The following is a 25,020-nucleotide window of genomic DNA, read 5'->3' on the forward strand; positions in this document are numbered from 1 at the left end:
GGATTATCGACTAACCTGATTGCAGCTTGTCTTTCGCATGTCAGTGACGCCGTCGCCGCGCGTTCAACCTTTACCGATGAGAGGCGCCATGTTCAACTCGGCAATACTCGAAGTCGCTATCGGCATCGTCTTCATCTATATGCTGCTAAGTCTCATGTGCACCGCGTTGCGCGAGGGACTGGAGGGATTGCTGAAGACGCGCGCGTCGTATCTCGAGAATGGTATCCGCGAGTTGCTGTTCGACCTGAAGGGCGAAAATCTCGCGAAGGCCTTCTATGAACATCCGCTCGTTTTTAGCCTTTTTGCCGGGGAATATGCTTCGCCCGCGCCGGGAAAAATAGCGGGCGCGCTGACACGCGGCAAGTCGCTGCCGTCGTATATACCGGCCAGGAACTTCGCGGCGGCGCTGATGGACATCGTCGCTCGCGGTTCGGGCCGAGCGTTGGTGTCGACGGAAACGGTTACCGTCGCGGGCATTCGTGGGCAGCTTGCACTGATGGACAATCCCGCCGTGCAGCGCGCCGTCCTCGCCGCGCTCGATACCGCCCACGACGATCTCGACAAAGCGAGAAAGAATCTCGAGCGCTGGTACGACAGCGCGATGGATCGCGTATCGGGACGATACAGACGATCGACGCAATGGGTGCTGTTCTGGATCGGACTCGTGATGTCCGTGGGCTTCAATGTCGATACGCTGACCCTCGCCGATTACCTCTACCGCAATGAAACGCAACGCGGGGCTATCGTCGCGCAAGCGGGTTCCATCGCCAGGGACGCGAGCGGCCTGCCGGTGAATTTCAAGGATGTCAAGGAACAGATCGACGAGCTCAGGCTTCCCATCGGATGGGACTTCGTTTTCAATGAGAAAGCAAGGCAGAGCGGCACTCGAACGAACCTCTGGAACGAATATCACGCCTACTTCACGAAGCCGCTAGGGTGGCTGCTCACGGCTTTTGCCATTACCCTCGGCGCGCCGTTCTGGTTCGATGTACTAAACAGGATCATGGTCGTTCGGTCGACCGTGAAGCCGCATGAGAAGAGTCCCGAGGAGGCATCGGAGGACCGACAAGCGTGATTTCGGACGTTGCGTTAGATGGGTGGCGTGCGGAGCATAGGTGCGCAGGCATTCGCGCCATCGTTCGACGTGGGTCGCTTGCACTCGACGTCACGGCGGTCGGTGGTCAGAGGGTCGTGGTTGGCGCCCTGTGTCATTACACGATGCGACTTGCCGATCCTTCGCACGCTGATCGCGGGACACGGCGAGATTCGCGATCCTGCTACTTTTGTGCGTATTCCTTTTGCGCCTTCTCCGGTTCAGGCGATCGTGCCGGCGCGGCCTCATCAGTCGTCGTCACGATCGAGGCCCCGCGCGTGCGACGCTGTCGGCCCGTGGCTCGACGCGCCGACTTACGCCTATTGGCGCGGCGTCGTTGGCATCTCCGCCGCACGTCCGATACCGGCTTTGACAACGACCGATTGCGGCGCTTGCGTCGTTGACTTTATGCCCGGCACTGCAGCGCACTCCGGCTCGGTGGAAGGCGTTTCATGAAGCTCGATGTCTTCGTAACGTGCGGCTGCTTCACTGATCAAGGTGCTGCTTCTCGCCATGCACCCAGCCTTGCCCGACTGCAATCGTGCCCTTGCGGTTCAACGTGTCGGCGCTCAATACCGCATGTCTAATCATCGGTGCTGTCGCCCGCCTGCGGCGCGACCGGTGAACTCCGGTACGGTCGATTTCGCCTTACGGCACCCAAGGCTGCGCGTGGTGGCGGCGTCGTCGAATCCGGTCGACAACCGGTGCGAGTCTCGATTCGTGGTCTTGCCGGGATAGTCTCCACTGATCGTCACAATGACGTTGCTGATAGTGCGATATCGCGCGGGTACAGCCGGTCATTTATTAGGGATATGTCATCTGCACCCGACGCATGCTGTTAGGCTGTTAGTTGCATAATGTTCGTTCGTCCCTTCGTATGCCATTTCAATAAGGCGATGCAGCCGAGCTGGAGGGCTCAAGCCTGTGCCGTTCCACCGCCTCATACGGTCTTTCGCCGTCTGATGCGGGGACGAGAGACCACGGTTCGGCAGGCGCAGGCGGCAGGTTGTTGAGGTGGTGGTGAAGCGAAGCCACTCGGCTGTTCCGTCAGTTCCGCGACCGTCACATGGAAGGATCAAGATGCGTCGAAGTGTCCGTCGCGCAACGCGCGATCACGCCGGAGCGTACCTGCATCGGATCTGTCGGATGTCGACTGTCGATGGTGCCTATCCCACACCGTGCCCCTCAAGATTCCCTAGCCTGCGATCGTTAACCGAGAAAGGTCATCCAACGAGCGATCCAATGTCAACCACCATCCCTTTCCGGCGCTCCGCGCCAGCAATGCAGAAACGCCAGACAAAAGCACAGTTGCTTCCGATGCCCCGTGCGGTGGCTGACGAGTTGGCTCTACTCGCTCATTTATCGTTGGAAGCCCTCCGCGCCGGTTCGTCCGACATTGCTCCGGCTCGACAGATGGCCGAAGTTGTCCTCGTCGCAAGATTCATGGCAGAAGCGGGACATGGCTACTTTCCAGACGACGCATTCTTCGACGCGGACGCCATCATGACCAGCGTATTCGACGCCGGTCAGCGCTCAGGATGTTGGTCGATTAGCGGGGAGGAGGTCGAACGGCTAGCGCCTATCGTTTCTCTTTACGATCATCAGCTACGGCGAGCGACACTGGGAGCATTGACTGTTGCCAGTGCAAGGCTCGAGCAGTTCAAGGCGGGTGAGTCATATCGGGGCTTGCAGAAACGGCGCGCTTAACGGCGCTGCTCCACGACGGTCGAGGTGCGTGCGGCTCCCAGAGTTCGCGGAGGATCGATCGATATCGCTTACACGCGTGCGGGTCCTTGGCTACGGCATCCGTGTCGTTTGATACAGGTTCGGCTTTCCGGTGTCGCGTACACGGGCATTGTGCAGGACCGGACTCCGCACATAAGAAATCGATGCCGACGCGTAGCCCAAGCGTGAAACAAGTCGAGAAAACGTGCCTATCCAACTGAATTTCCAGCGAAATTCGCTTCTCGGCATTGGTTTCCGAGTGTTTCACGGGACGCGGCTTCTCGAGTCGATGCAGATCCTAGCTACGTTGGATGGCACCGGTGTTCGATCGCGGCAGTCCTGCAATGCGCCCCCACGTTGAGTCGTTGCGGCTCGGCGGACTAGCGGAATGCATCCGCGCATCTTTGCAGTCCAGTACGCAAATGCCTGTCTGTCAGCTCGATCCCCGCTCCCGCGCAACGCGGTGCGGCTCTTCGGAAGCCGGGCGCTCGCCCCGACTGATTTCCACGTTATCAACCGCGCAACTCTGAGCGACGATTCCATCGCGTTGACGCGTTGTTCTCGAAGGGAGTTCGCGTCTTTTTGCCTCGGGTTACGAATCAGTCGATAGCGCGCGGAGGATATGTACGGCGACGAGCGCATGACACGAGTGACTTGTTCGCTTGAGGCGACGTTGCCAAGCGGGCGGCCGATAGTGCACAGTAACCGTCGGGCAATTAGCCCGCTACTCGACACAGACGGCGAGTCCCTCTCGCGAGTGGTTTCCTTCCATTTCGGCGACGCCAATAATGGATCGTGCTGAAGTGTCCGAATTCGGACACCACGCGCCGATGTGGGGCGCCGCAGCGATCGAAGCGCCGATTATGCGGTAATTGGAGCCCCGCCCCGCGACGTTCACGGGGACGGGAGGCGCGTTTCCGGGGCTGCTACTCCCGCACGTTCTGTTCGTGCACGGAGATCGGTCCACGGGTTTTCCGCGCGTTCGAGCCACGCGCGGCCAAACTCTGAGCCAGGGTCCAGCAGACGCCAACGCTTGAGCAAGGACACTGTCCGAATTCGGACACCTAGGGATGGCGCACGCCTGCACGACTGAGCGACGTCGAAACTTGAAACGCGCATGAGTTCGTTACCATTGCAAGGACTCCCGCAAAGGCGGCATACCGCGAGCCGGTTCTTACAACAGGAGCCCCCAAACCCTTGCCAACATCGCCGCGCGCTCGTCTTCAAACGGCGAGTCACAGGCGAATCTAGGTGGAACACTGTCCGAATTCGGACACCGCACAATGCAGGAACAGCGCTCAAAGCACGCGTCAACCTCGAGCCGACTCCATAAGAGGCGTAAAAAAACCCGCTTGCGCGGGTCTCTCGTCTACTCCGACCTAATAGAGAACATCTTGCCTATATGTTCTCTCAGTTGGTCCTCCTGCTCCTCAGTGACCACTCCAGCCTTGAACTTGAAGGTCAGCCCCTTCACATCCTTGGTGATGCTGCCGGCCTGCACCTTTCCAGCAAAGATCTTCAAGATACTGCGGCCGCCAGCGTCCGTGGCCGACTCCCCCCGGCTGACCTGCGCTATCAAACTTGCAGCCAGCTTGGTTTGGACCAAGTCCCCGGATAGAACCTGCGGCCATAGTTCGTGAAGCGCCCGAAGTCCCGGCTCCCCAGACTTCTTGAGTGCGTTCGCCACGTCTTGCGCCGATGACGCCCCCAGCACCGACGGCGTCAAATCCAGATCACGTTTGACAAAGTCCGGCAGCGCGTCAAACGCGAGGAAACGATACAGATCGCTGCGCGATATCCCCATGGCTTCTGCAAGGCGCGTGCGATTAGGAAACTCGGCTTCGGCACGACGAATAGCGATGGCGATCTCATAATCAGACAGGTCATCGCGAGTGACGTTCTCCATCAACGCGAGCGCCGCCATGTCCTGATCCGAGCACTCGATGACAACAGCCCGAATCGTTTCCCTGTTGATCAGCTTGTGTGCGCGGAACCGTCGTTCACCCGCGACGAGTTGGAACGCCTCCCCAATTCGTCGCACGGTCACCGCCTGCAAAAGGCCGACCTCATCGATCGACCGGGCAAGCTCGGATAGCTTCGCCTCGTTAAACTGACGTCGCGGTTGCCACGGATTGGGCGCAATCGAGTCCAGCGGAATGTCCGTTTCGACGCCCTTCGCCTCGAGTTCCTGGATGCGCAACTGAGCCGCCGCTAGCGCGCTCGTAATCCCCGGCATCGTTTGCGGCCCACGCGCCGTGCGATCCTTTTTGTTCTCGCCCTTGAAATCGGCAGGCTTCGGAAGGTTGGCCGTTTTGGCCATGAGTTGTTCTCGAATGTTGCTCATGCAGCCTCCTTCCAGGATTTGACGAACATGTCGTCGAGCCACTTTGCGTACTGCATCATCGGTTGCCGAACTCGCTGTAGCGACTTTGCGGTGGAATGCGTGCTGACGATATCCAGCGCCGTCGAGAAAGAAAGGGCGCCGCCGCTCATCACCGAACTAGCCGGAATTTCGAAGGGATCGAGCCATCGGCCGTACGCGCTCTGCGCCCATTGACGGACGACGGGTGCGGACGACGTCTTGCCGTAATCCACCTTCGACAGCAGGATCGAGATGAAGTCATAGACCTTGTCCTCTTCATAAGGCAGAAAGTCTTCGGCGACATCGGAGAACAAACGCCAGAACGCCAGGGAGCTGATGAAGTCGAGGTTCTCCGGAATCATGGGCATGACGAGCGCGTCGGCGGCCAACAGCGCATTCAAGTTCATATACGACAGTGACGGCGACGTATCGATCAGGATGTAATCGTATTGCGCGCGCAACGGCTCCAATCCTTGCCGCAGGACCGCCCAGAACCGGTAACCCTGAATCGTCTTCTGCCGCGCAGGGAGCAGGAACTCAGCGCCATAAAGAAAGGTATGACCGGGGATGATGTCGAGGCCATCCCAGTACGTCGACTGCACGCTTGCGCCCAGACCGCCTTCGACGTTCTGGTCATATATATAGGGGAGCACGGTGTCGTCCCCGGAAATTTCCTTCTCCGCATACAGTCCACACAGTTCGGACGCGGAAGCCTGAGGGTCCAGATCGACGAGCAGTACCTTGCGGCCGAGAAGCGTGAGCGCTTGCGCAAGGCAGACCGTCGTCGTAGTCTTCGCCGACCCGCCTTTCAACTGCGCGGTGGTGAGCACCTTCCCTTTGAAGTCGCCCTGGCCGTCATCGAGTCCGGTTTGATAGATATCCGAGGCCATCTTCACCCAGACGCGAACCTCAGGCAGCGTGAAAGTGCGGCTACGGCCGTTTCCATTCAACGTACCCGATGGCAACCCGCCTTCACCTTTAGTGACCAGATACTGGATCTGCTGACGCGTGAGATTGCACATCTCCGCCAACTCGCTGATGGTGTAGATAGGAGCGGTCTTGCGCGGCCGGGGCGCCAGTATTTGCTCGCGAAGGTTGTCGGAAAAGGGTTCGAGGTTATCCGCGAATTCTGCGACTTCGCGGAGGGAGACCTTCCGGTCTTCCATAGGTAGGCTGCCTACGTTGGCCATTCTGCGCTTTCTCCATGTATTGACGCTAAAGCGCAGAATACACGAATGCGCGTAAACAGGGTTACATAGCGCCTAAATATCCCACTTTGCAACGCACGAGCTTTGTTTTTGGTCTGTTTTTCTAGCGAAACGGTCGCAGCCCTTTCCACGCTCGCAACCGCCGCCGATCTCGCACACAAGCCCGAAATCATCCCAGCACAAAAACCGCCCCCGGGGTGGTTTTTGTGCTGGCACTTTATTCTGGCAAATCACCTTTCGAATCAGCCAGTTAGACGCCCCAAAGGGGTTTAGGGCACGCGTGTCGGCAAGGTTGTTCGTTTTGTTTTTTGTAAACTTCCACCGACCTACAAACTAACAGGACGCAATTTCTGCTTTGAAATCAACAACGACGCCTGTGGATAGGGGCGGTTTTTGTGCTGCATAGGGCGGTTTTTGTGCTGGCTGAGGCGGAAACTAGGCAGCGCAGGACGCTTTTTGTGAGCAAAGGGACGCTATTTGGGCTGGAACACGTCCTCGGGGACGGTTTTTGTGCCGACGTTCGAAGGGTATTTGCGGGGCGGTTTTTGTGTTGACACGCGTTCCTTGGCTGTTAGAGTGCCGGGGACCTCCGCCGAATCGAAGAATGGAAGACCAGGATTTCACCGTCACGCCTCAGCAACTTGCGCTGGACATCTACGAAGATATGTCCGGCCAGGGTGCGGCCATTTCCGAGGCGACACGCGATATCGGTTTCCTGCGGAACAACATCTTCACGCGCGTCGGAGGATTGGGCATTGCCGCGCGGCGCGTGCTGGACGCCGCCTACTTCATCGTGGCGACCAAAGCGCCGGACGAACTCATCGACGATAAGGTGTACACCTTCACCGCCGATGTGAACTACTTCAAATGGCTCATGCGCTATGACAGCCGCAACCATAGCCATCTGATCGCACAGATGCGGGCCGCGGCGCGGGCGCGCGTCGAAATCATGACCGCGCCGTCGATCGAGGAGTTGACCGAGAAGGACTCGTGGGGAACCATCAGCCTGCTCGGCGACTGTTACATCGAGCGTAATGTCGTCTGCGTGCTGCTTTCCGGCCGCGTCATCAAGTATCTGATCAGCCCGTACAAGGCGCATTGGCTGAGCTTGCGGGCGTCGACGGCCTTCTCGCTTTCGCTCGCGCGGGCAATCTACGACCGCCTCATTCCGTGCCAGGGCCACGGCGTCACCGAATGGTTTCCGTTCGACGAAGTGCTCGAATGGCCGGGAAAAGTCGGCGAATCGCGCAAGGAAGTGAAGGAGTTCAAGAAGCGCTTCCTGGAACCGGCCATCGACCAGCTCAACGAAGTATCGGATTTCGATGTCAGCTGGGAACCCAATGCCGACCGCGTCACACGCGACAAGCTCAAGATTCGCTTCCGGTTCACCAAGAAGCAGGGCGCGGATGCGGCGCGCGCGGGCATCCAGGATTCGATGTACCTGTTGCTGAACAACGAATTTGCGTTCGATACCCGCGACTTCGAGCGCCTCGCGAAACACCGCGACGTGTGGACGGATGAACGCCTCGAACAGGCCATCGAGTACACGCGATTCAAGCTCAACGAAGGCAAGGTCACGGTCAGTCCTCGCGGCTATCTGTTCAAGGCGCTGGAAGGCAATTACCGCATCGGCGAAGCGGACCGGCGGATGGCCGCGATCAAGGCGAAGCAACTCGAGGACGACAAGAAGAATCGACGGGATCGCGAGTCCGCCCAGGCGCAACTGGAAGCAACGATCCAGGCGCAGAACGACTCCGCGCGCGCGAAGATGAGCGAAGAGATTCGCGCTGGCCGCGAGTTCTTCGAAGCTGCCGACGCGCACACGCGGAAGGACCTGTGCCACTCGTTCGTGAGCCAGCTGATTCCACAGCGGTTGATAGAAAAGCAGGGGCTATCGCGCGAATCGTTAAGTGCGGAAAACATCCTGACCGTCAATCGCGTCGTCGCCGATGCTTTTTGCTCGCACGTCTTCGTCAAGATGAAGAAGGCGAGGCCGGGCGCGTAACTCCCGCTGCATCATTCGGATGCCGAAATAAACTGCACCGAAGCTCATTCGCTTCTCATGAGACATCCCGCAATGGCCTCTGGCAAGCCGCGAGCGCCGCGCCGGCAGCCAGCACCAGCGCGGAATAGACGAGACCGCGCGTGAGACCGGCGCTGTCGGATATGCGTCCGATGACAGTCGGTCCGACGATCTGACCCACTGCGAAAACGATCGTGAACGCGTTGATTCCGCTTCCCCACTGACTGGCCGGCAGGTTGTGCCGTACGAACGCGGTCGTCGATGCAACCGCCGAAAGGAACGTCGCACCGAATAACGCGCCGGAAGCAAATGCCGCGAGCGGATGCGCGATCACGGCGGGAATGACGGTCGCCACGGCGAGCAACGCGTTCAGCAGCGCGAGCGCCTGTCCACCGCGCATCCTGTCGAGCAGCCCCGACCACATGCGCGCGGACACGATCGTCGCGACGCCGAGCAGCGTATAGAAGCCCGTGACGACGCCGTCGGACAGGCCTGCGTTTCGCAGCAGCGCCACGATGAACGTCATGTAGCCGATGTACCCGATCCCGAAGCACGCGTATCCGGCGAGCGCGAGAGTAAAGCGCCGTCGACGGATCGCCTGGTCGTGCATGACGGCCCGCGCGCCATCCGTCGTTGCAGTCGGTTGCTCGCGTTCGATGCGCCGCGCAGCGGCCACGGCGATGACCGAACTGGCGGCGCATGCCGCGGCCAGCGCGAACCAGGCGAACCGCCAGCCGTGCAAGCCGGGTGCAACCGTGATGGGCACGAGTATCGACGACATCACGATGCCCCATCCGGTGCCGCCGTAGTAGAGACCGATGATGAGTCCCGCGCGGCCCGGCGACAGTGATGCGAGCCGTGCGGCCAGCACGCCTCCGCTGACGAACACGAGCGCGCTGGCGGCGCCGGTGACGACGCGGAGTATCAGAAGGGCGTTCGTATCGGTGACGGCGCCGCTGAACGCCATCAACATGGCCGTCGCGAGGCAGCCGGTGACGAACGATGTCCGCGACGCCCATCGACGCGAAAGGCGCGCGAAGGCGATGGCGCCGACGAGGTATCCGAAGGCGTTTGCCGTGTTCATCGCGCCGGCCTGCGCGAAGTTCCAGGCGAGGTCCTGCTTCATCGACGGAAGCAGCAGCGCGTAGGAGAAGCGTGCGAAGCCGAGCGCGATGGCGCTGCCGAGCGAGAGCGCCATCGCGACCGTGAGCGCGTGCCGCGCGACGGATGCTCGAACGGTCGATGATGCTTCGTCCGGCCCGGCGCGGCTCGTTTCGCGGAAAGCATGGTCGGCGAGGGCTTCGCTACGGTCGTCATGTCGTTGCACGCGGGGTTGTCCTGGTCGGGCTTGCGCGGCGATTCATCGGCGGTCGTGAGACTGCCGTCTGGGTGCTTCTTGCCGATGTATGGTAACGCGGCGGACGCGTTGTGCTGCATGCGTTTCGTCGTCCGAGCGCCGACGGTCGAGGTTGAAAGAACGCCCGCATGCGGCGGTGACGCATCGCGAGCGCGCCGCTGGCTCTGCGGTGATCGAGCCACTGAGCGCGCGCCGGGCGCGTGGCGCCGCGGCCCGCGATGACGTCCCGCACGCAACCCGCCGCCGACGATACCGCAACGTACGAAGAAGGGCAGGCACCGACTGCCACTTCACGCGTACGCGCCCGATCCGCGTCGTTCGAAAGAACCGCCCGCAGGCCAGGCGATGCAAGCACAGTCGTTGCTACCAGCGAAGATGCGAACCAACGCACCGAAGGCACCTTTCCCCCAAGCCTCAAGGAGCATAGCCATGCCAGACGCTTCCGACCCGCAAAAGCCCGACCCTGCGCAAGCGGAGATAGCCCGCGGCACGCCGCCCGCGCGAACCCCGGAGACGTTACCCGACACCGACCTGCAACCGGACCAGCAACCCGTGCGCGGGATGCCCGATCTGTCCAGGCCCGGCGCTGACGGCTGACATCTACCTACGCCCGCCGCGCCGCGCCGACGCTCCCGTGCCCCGGGTGCGACGGGCCACGCCGCGCCAGCGACAACACGCGCTCGCCGCGCGCAAGCGTCTTCCTTCAGGCCATCGCCCGCGCTGGCATCGCCAATGCTATACGCCCTCAGCAAGCCAAAAAGGAGGAAGCGATGGACAAGACCCCCGCCCGGGAATCGAAATCCCTGATGAGCCGCGTCATTGCGTGGCCCGCTCGCACGTTCAAGCGATTCAGCGCCGACCGCAGCGCGCCGATGGCCGCGAGCATCGCGTTCTATTCCGCGTTCTCGCTCGCGCCGACGCTCGTCATGGTCATCGCCATTGCCGGACTCGTGTTCGGCGCCGAAGCCGCGCGCGGCCAGCTTTTCCACCAGATCAGCGGGATGCTCGGCAAGGAAGCCGCCGAAAGCGTGCAAACGATCGTCGAGCACGCGCATCGCAGCGGCGGGGGCGGCATCGCGGCGATCGTCTCCTTCGTGCTCCTGGCGGTCGGCGCATCGGCGACGTTTTCATCGCTGAACACGGCGCTCTCGATCATCTGGCCCGCCGACAACAAGGAGAAGTCAGGCGTCGCGACCATGGTCAAAGTGCGCCTGATTTCCTTCGGCCTCGTGATGGGCGTCGCGTTCCTGCTGATCGTGTCGCTCGTTCTCGATACCGCCGTGCAGGCCGCCGGAAAATGGGTGTTCGGGGAATCGCCGCTCGTCATCATCGGCGATATCGTGCAGTTCGTGCTCGGACTCGTCATCCTGTCCGCCGCATTCGGCGCGTTGCTGAAATATCTTCCCGATGGTCACGTCGAGTGGCGCGATGCCCTCGTCGGCGGCGCAATCTCCGCTGTGCTGTTCTCGGTCGGCAAGAAGCTGTTCGCGCTGTATCTGACGCACGCGGGGACCGCCAACGCATTCGGCGCGGCGGGGTCGCTCGCGGTGCTGCTGATGTGGCTGTACTTCGCGGCGGCCGTGGTGCTGCTCGGCGCGGAAGCCGCGGCCACGCGCGTCGAAGCGCGCGAGGGCAAGGCGAGCGAACATGAAGCGCCCGCAACCGCGGACAAAGGCGCCAGAGCGATGCCGACGCCTGCGCCTGTCATGCGCGTCGAGCACCTCGACGACGTGAAGCCCGCAGCGCAAATCGAGCCGGTGATCGTGCCGCGATCGTCATCGTCATCGTCATCTTCGTGGGCGCAGACGGTCGCGAAAGGCGTCGCTACGCTGAAAGCCAATCCCAGCCGCATCGCGATCGCGGCGGCGGGAGCGGGCCTCTTCGTGTTCACGAAGGGATCGCGCCGGACGCAGGGGCGGCATCGCTCGGCGAAGGCGTAATCGAACAGCGGGGCGGCCGCGCGCCGCCCCTCGCCGCATCTACGACGGCGTGCCCGTCTGCCGCCGATGCTCCGGCGTCTCGGCCGCCACCGTTGCGCCCGTCTTGTCGTTAGGCACGTCGCCCTGGTGCCAGCTCTGCGCATCGGCGCTCACCTCGCAATCGCCCCGGCTCAGCGAAAGGAGCACGGGTATCGACTTGTACGAAGGCGTGCCGCTGCGCGGATCGTTGTCCGCGAGTGAAACGAGGCAATTGGCTTCCGGATAGTACGCGGCGATGGACCCCGGCGCGATATCGAACGCGACTGCCGTCAGCCCGCACAAGCGCCGCGTTCCGCCGACGCTCACCGTGCTCTCGATCGTCTCCAGATCGACCAGATCGCCATGCTGCAAGCCGCGCGCTTCGAGATCGCGCTCGTTGACGAACACCACGTCGCGCCGGCCGGTGATGCCGCGATACCGGTCGTTGAATCCGTAGATCGTCGTGTTGTACTGATCATGGCTGCGGATGGTCGCGAGTATCAGTGCGTCGTCGCGATTCACGCGCGGGTCCATCATCACGCCCTTGTGCGCGATGAAGCGCGCGCGGCCGCCGGGCGTGTTCCATCGGCGCGCCGCGGCCGCGTTGAATAGCCGAAAGCCGCCGGGGTCCTGAATGCGGTCGTTGTAGCGGTCGAATTGCGGAAAGACTGCCTCGATCAGATCGCGGATACGGCTGTAATCGGCCACCCAGCCGTCCCAGTCGAGCGAGGCGTCGTCGAGCGTGGCCTTCGCCATCCGCGCGACGATGGCCGGCTCGGACAGCAGATGCCCGGACGCGGGCGGCAGCGATCCGCGCGACGCATGCACCATCGACATCGAATCTTCGACCGTCACCGTTTGCGGGCCGCTCGCCTGCACGTCGAGCTCGGTGCGTCCGAGGCACGGCAGGATGAACGTCTCCTTCGCCGTGAGCAGATGCGAGCGATTCAGCTTCGTTGCGATGTGCACCGCGAGATCGAGCTTGCGCATCGCATCGAAACATACCTGCGTGTCCGACATCGCCACGGGCAGATTGCCGCCGAGACAGATCAACGCTTTCGAGCGCCCGTCGCGCATTGCCTCGATCGCGGTGATCGCGCCGTGTCCATGCTCGCGCGGCGGGGCGAACTTGAATACGCGCTCGATCGAATCGAGCATGTCGTCGGGCGGCACTTCCGTGATGCCGACGGTGCGATCGCCCTGCACGTTGGAATGTCCGCGCAACGGGCAGATGCCCGCGCCGTCGCGGCCCATGTTCCCGCGCATCAAGAGCAGGTTGACGATCTGCTGAACGTTCGCCGTGCCGCTATGGTGCTGCGTGATGCCCATGCCATAGCACGCGATCACCGCCTTCGAACCGGCGTACAGCTTCCCGATACGCTCGATCTCCGCGCGCTCGATGCCCGCCGCACCGACGATGTCGCTCCACGCAGTCGCGTCGAGATCGGCGATGACTTCATCGAGCCCCTCCGTGTGTTCGTCGATGAACGCGCGATCGAGCACGCCTTCGCCGCCCTTCGAAAGGCTGTCGCGGTGCAGCGCGAGGACGGTCTTCATCATCCCCTTCATGAAGGCGACGTCGCCGCCGATCCTCACCTGGACGTAATCGGTGGCGATCGCCGTCGAGCGTCCCGTCACCATCTCGACCGGGTCTTGCGGCGATGCGAAGCGTTCGAGGCCGCGCTCCTTCAGCGGATTGAGCACGACGATTTTGGCGCCCCGCCGGGCCGCGCTGCGCAGTGTCGCGAGCATGCGCGGATGATTCGTGCCGGGGTTGTGGCCGATGCAGAAGATCGCATCGCAATGATCGAAGTCCGCGAGCGTCACCGTTCCCTTGCCGACGCCGATGGCCTCCGGCAAGCCGACGCTCGTCGGCTCGTGACACATGTTCGAGCAATCGGGGAAGTTGTTGGTGCCGAAGCGGCGCGCGAACAGTTGATACAGAAATGCCGCTTCATTCGATGCGCGCCCCGACGTATAGAACTCCGCCATGTGCGGATCGGGAAGGGCGCGCAGCGCCGCGCCGATGCGCTCGAATGCTTCGTCCCAGGAAACGGGCACGTAATGCCCGGTCTGCGCGTCGTAACGCATCGGATGCGTGAGGCGGCCTTCGTCCTCGAGCGCGTGATCGTTCCACGCCCACAGTTCGCTCACCTTATGGCGGGCGAAGAACTCGGGCGTGGTCCGCTTGGTCGTGGCCTCCCATGAGACCGCCTTTGCGCCGTTCTCGCAGAACTCGAACGACGACGTGCTGCGGGGGTCCGGCCACGCGCAGCCGGGACAATCGAAGCCGGCCGGCTGATTGACCTTGAGAAGCATCGTCGCTTCACGCGCCACGCCCATCTGATGCTTCAGTGCGCGGGCCACTGCCTGCAACGCGCCCCATCCCCCAGCCGGTCCGCCATACGGGCCGACGCCCGGCACTTCACGCTTGCTCATTGCTGCCCTCCGTTGTCCAGTCCACGGAGGGCAGCAATGCCTATGCCGTCGCGTCGCCCTCAGTGCTTGTCAGGCAATGCATAGGCGATCACATAATCTCCGAGCTTCGTCTTGAACGAGCCGTGCCCGCCCGCCGCGATCAGCACGTATTGCTTGCCGTTCGCCTCGTACGTCATCGGCGTGGCCTGTCCGCCTGCCGGCAGACGCGCCTCCCAGAGCTGCTTGCCGGTATCGGTGCTGAACGCGCGGATATAGTCGTCCGCCGTGGCGCCGATGAAGAACACGCGGCCCGCCGTCGTGATCGGGCCGCCCAGCATCGGCATGCCCATCTTGAACGGAATCGGAATCGGCGATGCATCGCGCGTCGTGCCGATGCGCTTCTTCCAGATCACCTTGTGCGTATCGAGATCGAGCGCGGACACATAGCCCCACGCGGGCTGCTTGCACGGCAGGTTCAACGGCGAGAGGAACGGATTCAGCGTGACGCCGAACGGGACGCCGTACTGCGGCTGAATGCCGACTTCCGTCCCGGTGCCGGCCCGACCTGCCTCGGGCGGATCGATCGGGTTGCCCGGCCCGCGCGGGATGAGCCGCGACACGAACGGCAGCGCGATAGGATTGGCAATCGCGATGCGCCGGTCCGTATCGACCGCAAGCCCGCCCCATTCGAACATGCCGAGGTTGCCCGGAAACACGAGCGTGCCCTGTTCCGACGGCGGCGTGAACGGCCCCTCGTAGCGCAGCCGATGAAAGATCACGCGGCACGCGAGCTGGTCGTACATCGTCGCGCCCCACATGTCGGCGCCCGTCAGGTTCTTTTGCGGCCGGTAGGTCAGTTCGGAGAACGGCTGGGTCGGCGAAAGACGATCCCCCTTCGCCGGCCCCTGCGGCACCGCCTGCTCGGGCGCGGGAACGATCGGCTTGCCGGTGCGGCGGTCGAGCACGAAGATGTTGCCCGTTTTCGCGGGCGCATAGATCGCCGGGACGATGTTGCCGCTCGCATCCTTGATATCCGAGATGGTCGGCTGCGCGGGCAGGTCCATGTCCCACAGATCGTGGTGCACGGTCTGATAGAACCAGGCGAGCTTGCCGGTCGTCGCGTTGAGCGCGAGCAGGCCGCTCGCGTAACGTTCCTGCTCCGGCGTGCGGTTGCCGCCCCAGATATCCGGCGTCGTTACGCCCATCGGCAGATAGACGAGATCCAGTTGCGCATCGTACGCGGCGGGCGCCCAGGAGTTCGGCGAGTTGCGCGTATAGCCGTGCTGGTCGTCGGGAATCGCGTTCGGATTGGCCGCGCCCGGATCGAAGGCCCACAGCAGCTTGCCGGTATCGACATCGAAGCCGCGAATCACGCCCGAAGGCTCGCGCGTGCCGTAGTTGTCCGTCACCGCACCGGCGATGACGATTACCTTCGACGTCACGATCGGCGGCGACGTCGGCTCGTACTGGCCCGGCGTCTTCACCGGCTGCAGATGCTGAAGGTCCAGCACGCCGTTCGTTGCGAAGCCGGCGCAGCGCTGCCCGGTGGCGGCATCGAGTTCGAAAAGGCGGCCATCGTTGACGGGCAGGATGATGCGGCGCGCGCACATCGGCAGCGAAGCGGCATTGTTGGCCTGGCGCGCCTGCGCGGCGGCGGGCGTCTCATAGTAGGACACGCCCCGGCAGGTCACGTGCTGAAAGCTCGGGTCCGGCTTCAGTTCCGGATTGAAGCGCCACTTCTCCTTGCCGGTCGCGCCGTCCAACGCGATGGCGTGCTGATGCGGCGTGCAAAAGAACAGCGTGCCGTCGACGGCGAGCGGCGTCACTTCGTCGGTGATTTCGACGGGATCGTTCGGGCCTTTCATGTCGCCGGTGCGAAAGCTCCATGCTTCCTTCAGATCGCCGACGTTCTTGTCGTTGATCTGCGCGAGCGGCGAATAGCGCGTGCCGCCCTGCGAGTTGCCATAGGCGAGCCAGTCGCCCGGCCGGCCGGCCGTGGCCTTCGCCGCAGGCGTGTCCGATCCCTGACGCGCGAACGAACCGTCGATCTCCTGCGGATCGTTGAGCGCCGCATACACGAGCGCGATGCCCGTCAGCACGAGCGCCACCGCCATCGCGATTCCGCCTCCGCGCACCGGCGTTGCATACAGGCGATAGGTGAACGGCAGCAGCAGCCACACGCCGACGATCACGAGCACGTCGAGACGCGGCGCGAGCGCCCAGAAATCGAAACCGGCTTCGATGACGGCCCATATCAGCGTGCCGAACAGCAGGAGCGCATAGACGAAGAGCGCCGCGGAATTGCGCCGCATGATGAGCCACGCGACCGCCAGCATGAGCAGGCCCGCGATGACGTAATAGGGCGATCCGCCGATCGTCACGAGCCATATGCCGACGCCCGCGAGATAAAGCCCGGATATCGCGAGGAAGACGATGGTGAGCCACTTGACGACGGGCGACGGCGAGCGGGCGGCAGGCCGCGCTGGCGGGGCATTGGTATTCATTCACACACCTCTGTTTGCGACTTGAGTGACGGACGATGCGGTCAGCACGACGCGTCGCATGCGTCTGATGCGCGTGCGACGCTGGCTGGCGATGCGATCAGCGACGCAAGAGATGCGCCGCTGCAGCAAGCGAGTCAAGCACTTGACGTGCCACTGCCGCTTTTCGCGCCCGGCGCGAGGATGTTCGGCAGAACCGGATTTTCAGGCTGCGTATAACGCGCTTCCACGGCCTTTCGGATTCCGTCGAGACTGTCGGCGGCCGAAAGCGCTTCGTCGGCTTCGATCCCGCGCGCTTCGTCGGCGAGCGTGGCATCGCCGATGACGTCGCGGAACCATGTCGAGTAATCGCCCCGTCGCAAGTGGAAGAGCCAGGTGTCCTCATCGACGCCTTCCGCGATTTCGAGGAACAGCACGAGGTTGTGCGCGCGCAGATTCAGCTTGTTGTCGGGACCGCGAAAATAGAAGCTGCGCTCGGGGATCAGCATGCCCTCCGCATACTTCCGCACGTGCCGCCGGCGGTGTGTCTTCGCCGGCTCCGCGCGCACCACGACCGGTGCGCCCCACGTCCCCTCGCGATCGCGACGCCAGACGAGCGCCTCCCCTGTCTCGATCTCTTCGGGAAGCTCGGCCGGTTCGTCGATGCCTGCGGCCTGCGCGAATTCCTGCAGCGTTTCCTGCGCGCCCGGACCCGCGCCGATGAACACCGTCACGCGATCGAGCAGCCGCGCCGAGAGCTGATTCGGATGCACGGTCGCGAACAAGGCGGGCGCGAGCTGGTCGGGCAGCGTTTCATCGGCGGCATTGATGCTCGCGGGAAAGAAGTGATGCGCCTCGTCGAAGATCATCCAGTGCGGACGGCCGGTGAGCGCGCGCGTCTTCTGCATGTGGGCGAGCACGGTCGCGCAATACGTCGGCCGCTCCGCGAACGAGACGCGCATCAGGTTGACGACGACCGACTGGCTCGGCTGGTGAATGAGCCGCGTGACGTCATCGGCTTTCGGGGCGGTCTCCGCGTCGCCGATGGGCAGCGCGCCTTCGAAGTTGTCGAAGTCGCCTTCGGGATCGAGCGCGCAGAACTGATAGCCCGATTCCGACAGCCGCTCCATCAGGCCGGTGATGAGCGTGGACTTGCCGCCGCCGGATTGCCCCGCGACCAGCGCGACCGTGTCCTGCGGCGGGAGCGTTGCGGTTTTGTCGCCGTCCGCGTCGTTTTCTTCGACGCGCTCGCCGAGCACCAGATGACGCCGCGTGAGATGCTCGCTCGCGCCGGCGAGATCGTCTTCGAGGATCGCTTCGATCAGCTCCGTCACGCCGGCGCCGCATTCGCGATCCAGCACGATATCGGCGTGCGCCTTCAGCGCATCGATCGCGTTGCCGACGGCCGCCGATATCTCGCACGCATCGAGCAGCGGGTGATCGTTTTGCGCGTCGCCGACGCCGACCGCATTGCGCGGCGACAGCGCCATCTTGTCGAGCGCCGCGAGCAGGCCGCTCGCCTTGCTGACCCCGGGTGCGAGGACCATCACCGCGTCGCCGTTATAGACGACGTGCAGATCGAGACCGAGATCGCGGATAGCGGCGTGCGCCTGTTCATCGTAAGGCTTCACGGTCGCGACGAGCGTCTGGCTCACGCCGAGATGACGCACGCCGCTTGCCTTCATCGCCTCGACGAATTCGGGCGGCGGCGGGGGCGCGAGCAAGGTGCGCTCGCGCGTCGCCGGCGAGTAGATCACGCCGCCGTTCTCGGCGACGATCAGCGAGAAGCGATCGACGCGATCGCACAGGGTAAGGAGATCGTCGAGTTCGCGTCCCGTCACGAGCACCATATGACGCCCCGACGCACGCAGCCGGTCGACGGCGTCCCATGTTGCATCGCTCACGCGGCCTTCTTCGGCGAGCGTGTTGTCGTAATCGCTGGCAAGCACCATGCATCGCATAGCGGTATCCCTCAGTTAAGCGTCCTCTTCGACGAGATGCGGCGGCATCGCGCATCGGGCGGCGCGCGCGTCGAGCAGGCGCCGATAAACATCGACGTAATCGCGCGCCATGCGTTCGGCCGTGAAGCGCCGCTCGAAACTTTCGCGGCAGCGGCGGCGATCGATTTGCGGCAGACGCGCCACGGCCTCGACCGCTTCGTCCTCGTCGCGCACGACGAAGCCGTTCACGCCATCCTCGATGATCTCCGGCACCGAGCCGCGCCCGAATGCGATCACCGGCGTGCCGCAGGCCAGCGCCTCGATCATCACGAGGCCGAACGGCTCCGGCCAGTCGATCGGAAACAGCAATCCGCGCGCATGGCCGATGAGATGGCTCTTCCCTGCATCGTCCTGCTCGCCGGCATATTCGATCAGCGGGGCCTGCACGAGCGGCGCGACGGCGCTTTCGAAGTACGGGCGATCGGCTTCGTCCACCTTCGCCGCGATGCGAAGCGGCACGTTCGCACGGCGCGCGATGCGGATTGCGGCATCCGGTCCCTTGGCCGGCGCGATCCGGCCGACGAACGCGAGGTGTTCGCCCGCGCGTTCGCGGAACGGGTAGAGCGTGCCGGGCAAGCCGTGATGCACCGTGCCCGCCCACGACAGCCACGGCAGCGGCGCGCGCTGCGCGTCGGAGATGGATACGAGCGGAACGTCCGCGAAGCGTCGATACATCGGCTCGAGGCCGGGCACGTCGAGCCGCCAGTGAAGCGTCGTGACATGCGCGCACTGCATGCGCCGCGCGAACGGAAAACTCTGGTAGTCCGTATGAAAATGCACGATGTCGAACTGCTTCGACGCAGCCACGACATCTTCGAGCATCGCGAAGTGGAAGGCTTGCGGGTCGGCTGTGTCTTCGACGAGCCTCACCGCGCAATCGCTGCCCGCAACGAGCTTCGCGCTCGTGCGGGAATCCGCGCTCGCGAACAGCGTGACATCGTGGCCCGCCTTTACGAGCTCTTCGCTGAGATAGGACACGATCCGTTCGATGCCGCCGTAACGCCGCGGCGGCACGCTCTCATACAACGTCGATACCTGGGCGATGCGCATGACGTTATGCCTGCAACGCGTCGGTGTCGAAATCGGCGGCATCGGCATTGGCGGCCGGCGCAGGCGCGCGCGAGTCCAGCAGATCGCGATAGACCGCGACATAGTCGCGCGCCATGCGATCGGCGGAAAAGCGCTGCTCGAAAGTCCTGCGGCATCGCGCCCGATCGATCTCTCCGAGATCGCGCACAGCGCACACGGCCTCTTCCACATCATCGACGATGAAGCCGCTCACGCCATGCTCGATCACTTCGGGCACCGCGCCGCGCCTGAACGCGATTACCGGCGTGCCGGATGCCATCGCTTCGATCATCACGAGGCCGAACGGCTCTTCCCAGTCGATCGGAAAAACGAGCGCACGTGCATGGGCGAACAACGCGCGCCGTGCTTCGCCGCCCACTTCGCCGAGATATTCGACGAAAGACTGCGAAGCCTCCAGCAGCGGACAAATCTCTTCCTTGAAATAGGCGCGCTCGCCCGGATGCACGGCTGCGGCAATCTTGAGCGGCATCCCCGCGCGGCGCGCAATCTCGATCGCGCGATCGATGCGCTTTTCCGGCATCACGCGTCCGACGAAGAGCAGATAGTCGCCGCCTTCCTGCGAATAGCGCATTTCATCGAGCGCGAGGCCGTGATGAACCGTCGCGCGCCAGTTGGCGTCGGGCATCCCGCTGCGCTGGCTCTCCGAAATGGCGACGAGCGGCGCATCGCGGAACGTATCGAAGAGCGGGCCGTGATCGGCGGGCAAGAGGCGGCCATGCATCGTCGTGATGGACGGACATGCGAAGAGGCGCTGCATCGGCAGATGCAAGGGCTCGGTGTGGAAGTGGATCACGTCGAACTGCGATGAACGTTTGATGACCGCATCCAGCTGGCGCAAGTGATGACTCGTCGTATCCCACACGCGTTCGTCGCGCCACAGCGCGGTGGGCGTGCCGCTGCGAAGGCGGGCGCGCGTGCGGGAATCGCCGGTGGCGAAGAGCGTGACGTCGTGCCCCGCCGCGACGAGTGCTTCGGTCAGGTAAGAGATGATGCGCTCGGTGGCGCCGTATGCGATAGGAGGGACGCTCTCGTAGAGCGGTGCGACCTGTGCGATTTTCATCGATGAGTTCCGGTGTCGGCCACGCGGATGCATGGTTGTTGTCGTTCGTTGCGCTCACTGAGCAATCTGCGGGCCGACGTTCGCCTGCGCGGTGAATCGACGGCATGCCGCATGCTTGACCGATGATCCGCCTCGATCTACCGGAGAACGCCATGACCAAGGTTGCCGAAGTAATGACACGCGGCGTGCAAACCATCGCGCCGACCGACACGATCCGCCGCGCGGCGGAGTTGATGGACGAGCTCAACGTCGGCGCGCTACCGGTATGCGACGGCGAGCGGCTCAAAGCGATGATCACCGACCGCGATATCGTGGTGCGCGCGGTGTCGGCGGGCAAGGACGCGTCATGCACGGTGCAGGAAGTCGCGAGCGAGCCGGTGGAGTGGTGCCGCGAGGATGATGAGATCGAATCCGCCATCCAGAGGATGGAGCAACTGCAGATCCGGCGCATGCCTGTCCTCGACAGCGAGCAGCATGTCGTCGGCATGCTCGCCCTCGGCGATATCGCGATCTACTCGGACGGCGAAGTGTCATCGACGATTCAGGCTATCTCCACGCCTTCCGTGCCCGACCGGTGATCGGATGCATCACACCGGATTGCCGTCTTCCGGCGTCTTCAGACGGTCGCGCTCGCTTTGCGTGCCGGGCGGCGTGCCGGGCTTGTCGTCCGGCGTCGCGTCGGGCGCGCGGTCTTCGTTGGGACCGCGTTGCGGCGCATCGGCCGGATTCGTCGGGATGTTCTCGGTATGGCCGGGTATCGGCTGGCTCTCGATGTGATCTTGCTGGCTCATCGCATGTCTCGCTGGTGGTGAAGAGGATTCCTCAGCCGAGCGAGCAAGCGACGTTCCGATGCGTGGCACGCACGATGCTTGCAATACGCTCCTTGTCCCGTTCGCCTCCTCATCATCGATATGCGTAAATCACGAACAAGCGCTTCTGCGTCGAACACACTTCTTGCCGGCGTCGCCGCCGTATCCGTCGGCATCGCCGCGTGGGCCGCATGGCGCGGGCGACGGGCCGAGCGCGAACATCCGCCCATCGGGCAATTCATCGATGTGGATGGCGTGCGCCTGCATTACATCGACGAAGGCGAAGGCCCCACGGTGCTGCTCGTGCACGGCAACCTCGTCACGCTGCAGGACTACATCGCGAGCGGGCTGGTCGCGCGTCTGTCGAAGCGTCATCGTGTGATTGCGTTCGATCGTCCGGGCTTCGGCTTCAGCACGCGCCCGCGCGATCGCGTGTGGACGCCGCAGGAGCAGGCGGCACTTTTTCAGCGCGCGCTCCGGCAGATGGGATTGACGCGCGCGGTCGTCGTCGGGCAATCGCTCGGCTGCCTCGTCGCGCTGGCAATGGCGATCGAGCCGCGCATCGAGATTCGCGGACTGACGCTCGTGTCGGGCTACTACTATCCGACCGCGCGATTCGACGTGCTCCTCACCGCGCCCGCCGCCGTTCCGGTGCTCGGCGATGTCATTCGCTATACCGTTTCGCCCGTGATGGGACGCCTGCTGCTCAACCAGAACGTGCGGGTCATGTTCGCGCCCTCGGATGTTCCGCCCGAGTTCGGCCATCAGGTGCAACGCCAGATCGTGCTGCGGCCGTGGCAATTACGGGCGATCGGCGAAGACGCGGCGTGCATGGTGCCGGCGGCGAACGAGTTGTCGAAGCACTATCGCGACATCGATATACCGGTGCGAATCTTCGCGGGCGAAGACGATGTCGTGGTGGATGCGCAATCGCATTCCGCACGTCTTGCGCGCGACATTGCGCAGAGCGTGCTGTCGGTGATCCGGCATAGCGGTCACATGGTTCATTACGATGACGCGGGACGCATCGGCGATGCCGTCGAAGCGATGGCAATCGAGTGATGCGCGGACGCTTCAGAGCCGTCGCGTGAGTATCGGCACGACGACCGGTACGAGTATCGACGTCAGTATGCCGTTGAGCCCCATGCCGAGGCCCGCGAACGCGCCCATTTGCTGACTGATCTGGAACGCGCGCGCCGTGCCGATTCCGTGGGACGCCACGCCGAGCGCAAAGCCGCGCGCTTCGGGCTCGGTCACGCGCAGCGTGTTGAGGATGACGCGTGCGAACGCAGCGCCGAAGATGCCGGTCGATATGACGAGCACCGCCGTCAACGATGGAATGCCGCCGATGGACGTGGCCACCGCCATCGCGATGGGCGTCGTCGCGGAATTCGGCGCGAGCGATGCGATGGTCTGCTTCGATGCCCCGAGCCACGATGCGACCGCGACAGCCGACACGATCGCCGTCATCGATCCCGCAACAAGCGCGACCGTCAACGGCGCGGCGAGCCTGCGCAGATTGCCGAGCTGACGATATAGCGGCAAGGCAAGCGCGACCGTTGCCGGCCCCAGCAGAAAGTGCACGAATTGCGCGCCTTCGAAATACGTCGGATACGGCGTGCGGCTGATCTGCAAGACGGCCACGAGAATGGCAACCGCGATGAGCACCGGATTCGCCAGCGGGTTGAAACGGCAACGCGCGTAGATCCACTGCGCGATCAGATACGCGAAGAGCGTGGTGGTCAATCCGAGCAGCGGCGATGCGGCGAGATAGACCCATATCGCATTGATCTGCGGGAACGCGATCATCGCGGCTTCTCTGCGCGATGACCACGCATCAGCGCGCGCATGACGAGCGCGGTCACGGCGATGCCGAGCGTGGTGCTGACGATGATCGCGAGCACGATCGCCAGTACGTTGCCGCTCAGCGCGCTCACGGACACCATGATGCCGACGCCTGCCGGGACGAACAGCAGCGAGAGATGACGAAGCAATTCGTTAGCGGTCGGCTCGATGGCGTCGGCGGCGCGCGGCCGCGCCATCAGGAACACGAGCAGCAGCAACATGCCGACGACCGGGCCCGGCACCGGAAGCCGGAAGACATACGAAAGCCCTTCGCCGAGACATTGAAAGAGCAGCAGCACGGCCAGTGAGAGAAGCATCGCGAATCCTGTGTTCATGGTCCCGAACCGCAAGCGCAAAGCAAGCGATAGTCCAGCCGACGAATGCACGGAATGCTCCTAGAATGAAGAAGCCGCTGACATCCGGCGGTCACTACTCGAACGATGAATCGAACGATTCAGGAGACAGCGATGACGCCTCGCAATGCAGCAGGACTCGTTACGGTAGCCGTCGTGTCCGGTCTGGTGACCGGATGTGGCGGCTCCGATCATCACGATGCTTACAACGATGCCCCGAAGGTCATTATCGATTCCGACTTCAACACGATGGGCGACGACGGTCAGCTCTTCGCGATGACGACGCAACTGATGGGGCAGGGCAAGATCAACCTGCTGGGCTTGTGCGTGGTGACCGGCAACGACTGGCTGCTGCAGGAACAGGCGGATGCGCTGAAAGCCGTCGAGCGCATGGGCGTGCAGGACAAGGTCGGCGTGTATGCGGGCGCGAATTATCCGCTGCAATACGATGTCGCGAGCATTCGTGCGCAGCAGGCCGCGAATCCGAACGGCTACTTCGGCGCGTGGATGCGGCCGGAGCCGACGCAGCCATCGCAACTGACCGCGCCGCCCGATGGCTTCGCGCAATCGACGACGCTGAAAGCGCAGGCCGCCGCGGACTTCATGATCGATACGATCAAGCGCTATCCGAATCAGGTGACCATCATCGAAGTCGGGCCACCGACGAATCTCGCAACGGCCGTGAGGCGAGCGCCGGAGATCGTGCCGCTCATCAAGGAGATCGTCTACATGGGCGGCGCGATGAACGTACCCGGCAATGCCAACGCAGTGGGTGAGCTCAACTGGTGGTTCGATCCGGTGGCGGTGCGTACGCTCTTGCAAACCACCATTCCGCAGCGGGTCATTCCGCTCGACGTCACCAATACCGTTCCCTTGACGCAAACCATCTACAACCAGATTGTCAATCCGCCGACGGGACAGACAGCGGTGACGCAGGCATATGCCATCGCGAACGCAGGCGCATTCGCCGCGAATACGAATATCTACGACACGTTGACCATCGGATACTTTCTCGATCCCACGTATGCGAAAGAGACGCAGAGCGCGTACCTCGACATCGACACGACGCCGGGCGAAGATCAGGGACATGTGCGCGTGTATCCCGACGCGCCGGCGGCTGGCGCGTCGCCGCAGAAGATCACTTACGTGACGCGCTATGACAACGACCGCTTTTTCGATTTCTACGTGGGCTTGCTGACGAGTCCGGTGCCGGTCAAGTTTCGCTGACGGTTGATTCCGG

The 25,020-nt window shown here is 63.3% G+C and carries 18 protein-coding genes; 7 read left to right on the forward strand and 11 right to left on the reverse strand.

Annotation, left to right across the window (positions count from 1 at the left end; all coding sequences use genetic code 11):
- Window positions 1-88 precede the first annotated feature (88 nt).
- Window positions 89-1,075 carry a hypothetical protein gene (locus P9220_RS26395; protein ID WP_309768802.1) on the forward strand — a complete coding sequence of 329 codons (987 nt, stop codon included), beginning with the start codon at window positions 89-91 and terminating at the stop codon, window positions 1,073-1,075.
- Window positions 1,076-2,335: 1,260 nt separating this feature from the next.
- Window positions 2,336-2,800 (forward strand): hypothetical protein, encoded by a 465-nt coding sequence (locus tag P9220_RS26400; RefSeq protein ID WP_309768803.1) that lies wholly within the window; start codon window positions 2,336-2,338, stop codon window positions 2,798-2,800.
- Window positions 2,801-4,187: 1,387 nt separating this feature from the next.
- On the opposite strand, the gene P9220_RS26405 is transcribed toward P9220_RS26400, so the two are convergent.
- Together P9220_RS26405 and P9220_RS26410 are read right to left on the reverse strand one after the other, a co-directional pair.
- Window positions 4,188-5,162, reverse strand: coding sequence for a ParB/RepB/Spo0J family partition protein (locus P9220_RS26405; RefSeq protein WP_309768804.1), 975 nt, complete (start codon window positions 5,160-5,162; stop codon window positions 4,188-4,190).
- A complete protein-coding gene (locus P9220_RS26410) occupies window positions 5,159-6,370 on the reverse strand; it encodes an AAA family ATPase (RefSeq protein ID WP_309768805.1) in 1,212 nt (403 codons plus the stop codon). The genes P9220_RS26405 and P9220_RS26410 overlap by 4 nt, the downstream gene beginning before the upstream one ends.
- A gap of 622 nt (window positions 6,371-6,992) precedes the next feature.
- Between P9220_RS26410 and P9220_RS26415 the strand changes: the two genes are divergently transcribed.
- Window positions 6,993-8,393, forward strand: coding sequence for a replication initiation protein (locus P9220_RS26415; RefSeq protein ID WP_309768806.1), 1,401 nt, complete (start codon window positions 6,993-6,995; stop codon window positions 8,391-8,393).
- 55 nt (window positions 8,394-8,448) lie between these two features.
- Here the strand turns inward: P9220_RS26415 and P9220_RS26420 are convergent, their stop codons facing one another.
- On the reverse strand, window positions 8,449-9,609 hold the full coding sequence (locus tag P9220_RS26420) for a YbfB/YjiJ family MFS transporter (RefSeq protein WP_309768940.1): 1,161 nt from the start codon (window positions 9,607-9,609) through the stop codon (window positions 8,449-8,451).
- A gap of 929 nt (window positions 9,610-10,538) precedes the next feature.
- Here P9220_RS26420 and P9220_RS26425 point away from each other — a divergent pair.
- Window positions 10,539-11,708, forward strand: coding sequence for a YihY/virulence factor BrkB family protein (locus P9220_RS26425; protein ID WP_404980236.1), 1,170 nt, complete (start codon window positions 10,539-10,541; stop codon window positions 11,706-11,708).
- Between the two features lie 39 nt (window positions 11,709-11,747).
- Here the strand turns inward: P9220_RS26425 and P9220_RS26430 are convergent, their stop codons facing one another.
- From P9220_RS26430 to P9220_RS26450, 5 genes are all read right to left on the reverse strand, one after another.
- Window positions 11,748-14,165 (reverse strand): FdhF/YdeP family oxidoreductase, encoded by a 2,418-nt coding sequence (locus tag P9220_RS26430; RefSeq protein WP_309768807.1) that lies wholly within the window; start codon window positions 14,163-14,165, stop codon window positions 11,748-11,750.
- A gap of 59 nt (window positions 14,166-14,224) precedes the next feature.
- On the reverse strand, window positions 14,225-16,648 hold the full coding sequence (locus P9220_RS26435) for a glucose/quinate/shikimate family membrane-bound PQQ-dependent dehydrogenase (protein WP_309768808.1): 2,424 nt from the start codon (window positions 16,646-16,648) through the stop codon (window positions 14,225-14,227).
- 134 nt (window positions 16,649-16,782) lie between these two features.
- Complete coding sequence (locus tag P9220_RS26440; protein ID WP_309768809.1) at window positions 16,783-18,576, reverse strand: HAD hydrolase family protein; 1,794 nt, start codon at window positions 18,574-18,576, stop codon at window positions 16,783-16,785.
- 24 nt (window positions 18,577-18,600) lie between these two features.
- Window positions 18,601-19,674, reverse strand: a complete 1,074-nt coding sequence (locus tag P9220_RS26445; RefSeq protein ID WP_309768810.1) for a glycosyltransferase family 4 protein — start codon at window positions 19,672-19,674, stop codon at window positions 18,601-18,603.
- A gap of 4 nt (window positions 19,675-19,678) precedes the next feature.
- Window positions 19,679-20,773: a glycosyltransferase family 4 protein gene (locus P9220_RS26450; protein ID WP_309768811.1), complete on the reverse strand. Its 1,095-nt coding sequence runs from the start codon at window positions 20,771-20,773 to the stop codon at window positions 19,679-19,681.
- Between the two features lie 152 nt (window positions 20,774-20,925).
- Here P9220_RS26450 and P9220_RS26455 point away from each other — a divergent pair, with 152 nt between their 5' ends.
- The gene (locus P9220_RS26455; RefSeq protein WP_309768813.1) at window positions 20,926-21,351 is read left to right on the forward strand and encodes a CBS domain-containing protein; all 426 of its coding nucleotides are present in this window, start codon (window positions 20,926-20,928) and stop codon (window positions 21,349-21,351) included.
- A 9-nt stretch (window positions 21,352-21,360) separates the two neighbouring features.
- On the opposite strand, the gene P9220_RS26460 is transcribed toward P9220_RS26455, so the two are convergent.
- On the reverse strand, window positions 21,361-21,564 hold the full coding sequence (locus tag P9220_RS26460) for an MARCKS-like protein (RefSeq protein WP_309768814.1): 204 nt from the start codon (window positions 21,562-21,564) through the stop codon (window positions 21,361-21,363).
- Between the two features lie 120 nt (window positions 21,565-21,684).
- On the opposite strand from P9220_RS26460, the gene P9220_RS26465 reads away from it, so the two are divergent.
- Window positions 21,685-22,644, forward strand: a complete 960-nt coding sequence (locus P9220_RS26465) for an alpha/beta hydrolase (protein ID WP_309768815.1) — start codon at window positions 21,685-21,687, stop codon at window positions 22,642-22,644.
- Window positions 22,645-22,656: 12 nt separating this feature from the next.
- On the opposite strand, the gene P9220_RS26470 is transcribed toward P9220_RS26465, so the two are convergent.
- Complete coding sequence (locus tag P9220_RS26470) at window positions 22,657-23,391, reverse strand: LrgB family protein (RefSeq protein ID WP_309768816.1); 735 nt, start codon at window positions 23,389-23,391, stop codon at window positions 22,657-22,659.
- A complete protein-coding gene (locus tag P9220_RS26475; RefSeq protein WP_309768942.1) occupies window positions 23,388-23,744 on the reverse strand; it encodes a CidA/LrgA family protein in 357 nt (118 codons plus the stop codon). The genes P9220_RS26470 and P9220_RS26475 overlap by 4 nt, the downstream gene beginning before the upstream one ends.
- A 150-nt stretch (window positions 23,745-23,894) precedes the next feature.
- Here P9220_RS26475 and P9220_RS26480 point away from each other — a divergent pair, with 150 nt between their 5' ends.
- The gene (locus P9220_RS26480) at window positions 23,895-25,007 is read left to right on the forward strand and encodes a nucleoside hydrolase (RefSeq protein WP_309768817.1); all 1,113 of its coding nucleotides are present in this window, start codon (window positions 23,895-23,897) and stop codon (window positions 25,005-25,007) included.
- The last annotated feature ends 13 nt before the right edge of the window (window positions 25,008-25,020 follow it).

Origin of the sequence: Caballeronia sp. LZ016 (assembly GCF_031450805.1) — a bacterium.
In the GTDB taxonomy this organism is placed as follows: Bacteria; Pseudomonadota; Gammaproteobacteria; order Burkholderiales; family Burkholderiaceae; genus Caballeronia.

Coding starts and splice junctions, on each gene's coding strand:
- P9220_RS26395 (WP_309768802.1), top strand. CDS start 89: ATGTTCAACTCGGCAATACTCGAAGTCGCTATCGGCATCGTCTTCATC.
- P9220_RS26400 (WP_309768803.1), top strand. CDS start 2,336: ATGTCAACCACCATCCCTTTCCGGCGCTCCGCGCCAGCAATGCAGAAA.
- P9220_RS26405 (WP_309768804.1), bottom strand. CDS start 5,162: ATGAGCAACATTCGAGAACAACTCATGGCCAAAACGGCCAACCTTCCG.
- P9220_RS26410 (WP_309768805.1), bottom strand. CDS start 6,370: ATGGCCAACGTAGGCAGCCTACCTATGGAAGACCGGAAGGTCTCCCTC.
- P9220_RS26415 (WP_309768806.1), top strand. CDS start 6,993: ATGGAAGACCAGGATTTCACCGTCACGCCTCAGCAACTTGCGCTGGAC.
- P9220_RS26420 (WP_309768940.1), bottom strand. CDS start 9,609: ATGGCGCTCTCGCTCGGCAGCGCCATCGCGCTCGGCTTCGCACGCTTC.
- P9220_RS26425 (WP_404980236.1), top strand. CDS start 10,539: ATGGACAAGACCCCCGCCCGGGAATCGAAATCCCTGATGAGCCGCGTC.
- P9220_RS26430 (WP_309768807.1), bottom strand. CDS start 14,165: ATGAGCAAGCGTGAAGTGCCGGGCGTCGGCCCGTATGGCGGACCGGCT.
- P9220_RS26435 (WP_309768808.1), bottom strand. CDS start 16,648: ATGAATACCAATGCCCCGCCAGCGCGGCCTGCCGCCCGCTCGCCGTCG.
- P9220_RS26440 (WP_309768809.1), bottom strand. CDS start 18,576: ATGGTGCTTGCCAGCGATTACGACAACACGCTCGCCGAAGAAGGCCGC.
- P9220_RS26445 (WP_309768810.1), bottom strand. CDS start 19,674: ATGCGCATCGCCCAGGTATCGACGTTGTATGAGAGCGTGCCGCCGCGG.
- P9220_RS26450 (WP_309768811.1), bottom strand. CDS start 20,773: ATGAAAATCGCACAGGTCGCACCGCTCTACGAGAGCGTCCCTCCTATC.
- P9220_RS26455 (WP_309768813.1), top strand. CDS start 20,926: ATGACCAAGGTTGCCGAAGTAATGACACGCGGCGTGCAAACCATCGCG.
- P9220_RS26460 (WP_309768814.1), bottom strand. CDS start 21,564: ATGAGCCAGCAAGATCACATCGAGAGCCAGCCGATACCCGGCCATACC.
- P9220_RS26465 (WP_309768815.1), top strand. CDS start 21,685: ATGCGTAAATCACGAACAAGCGCTTCTGCGTCGAACACACTTCTTGCC.
- P9220_RS26470 (WP_309768816.1), bottom strand. CDS start 23,391: ATGATCGCGTTCCCGCAGATCAATGCGATATGGGTCTATCTCGCCGCA.
- P9220_RS26475 (WP_309768942.1), bottom strand. CDS start 23,744: ATGCTTCTCTCACTGGCCGTGCTGCTGCTCTTTCAATGTCTCGGCGAA.
- P9220_RS26480 (WP_309768817.1), top strand. CDS start 23,895: ATGACGCCTCGCAATGCAGCAGGACTCGTTACGGTAGCCGTCGTGTCC.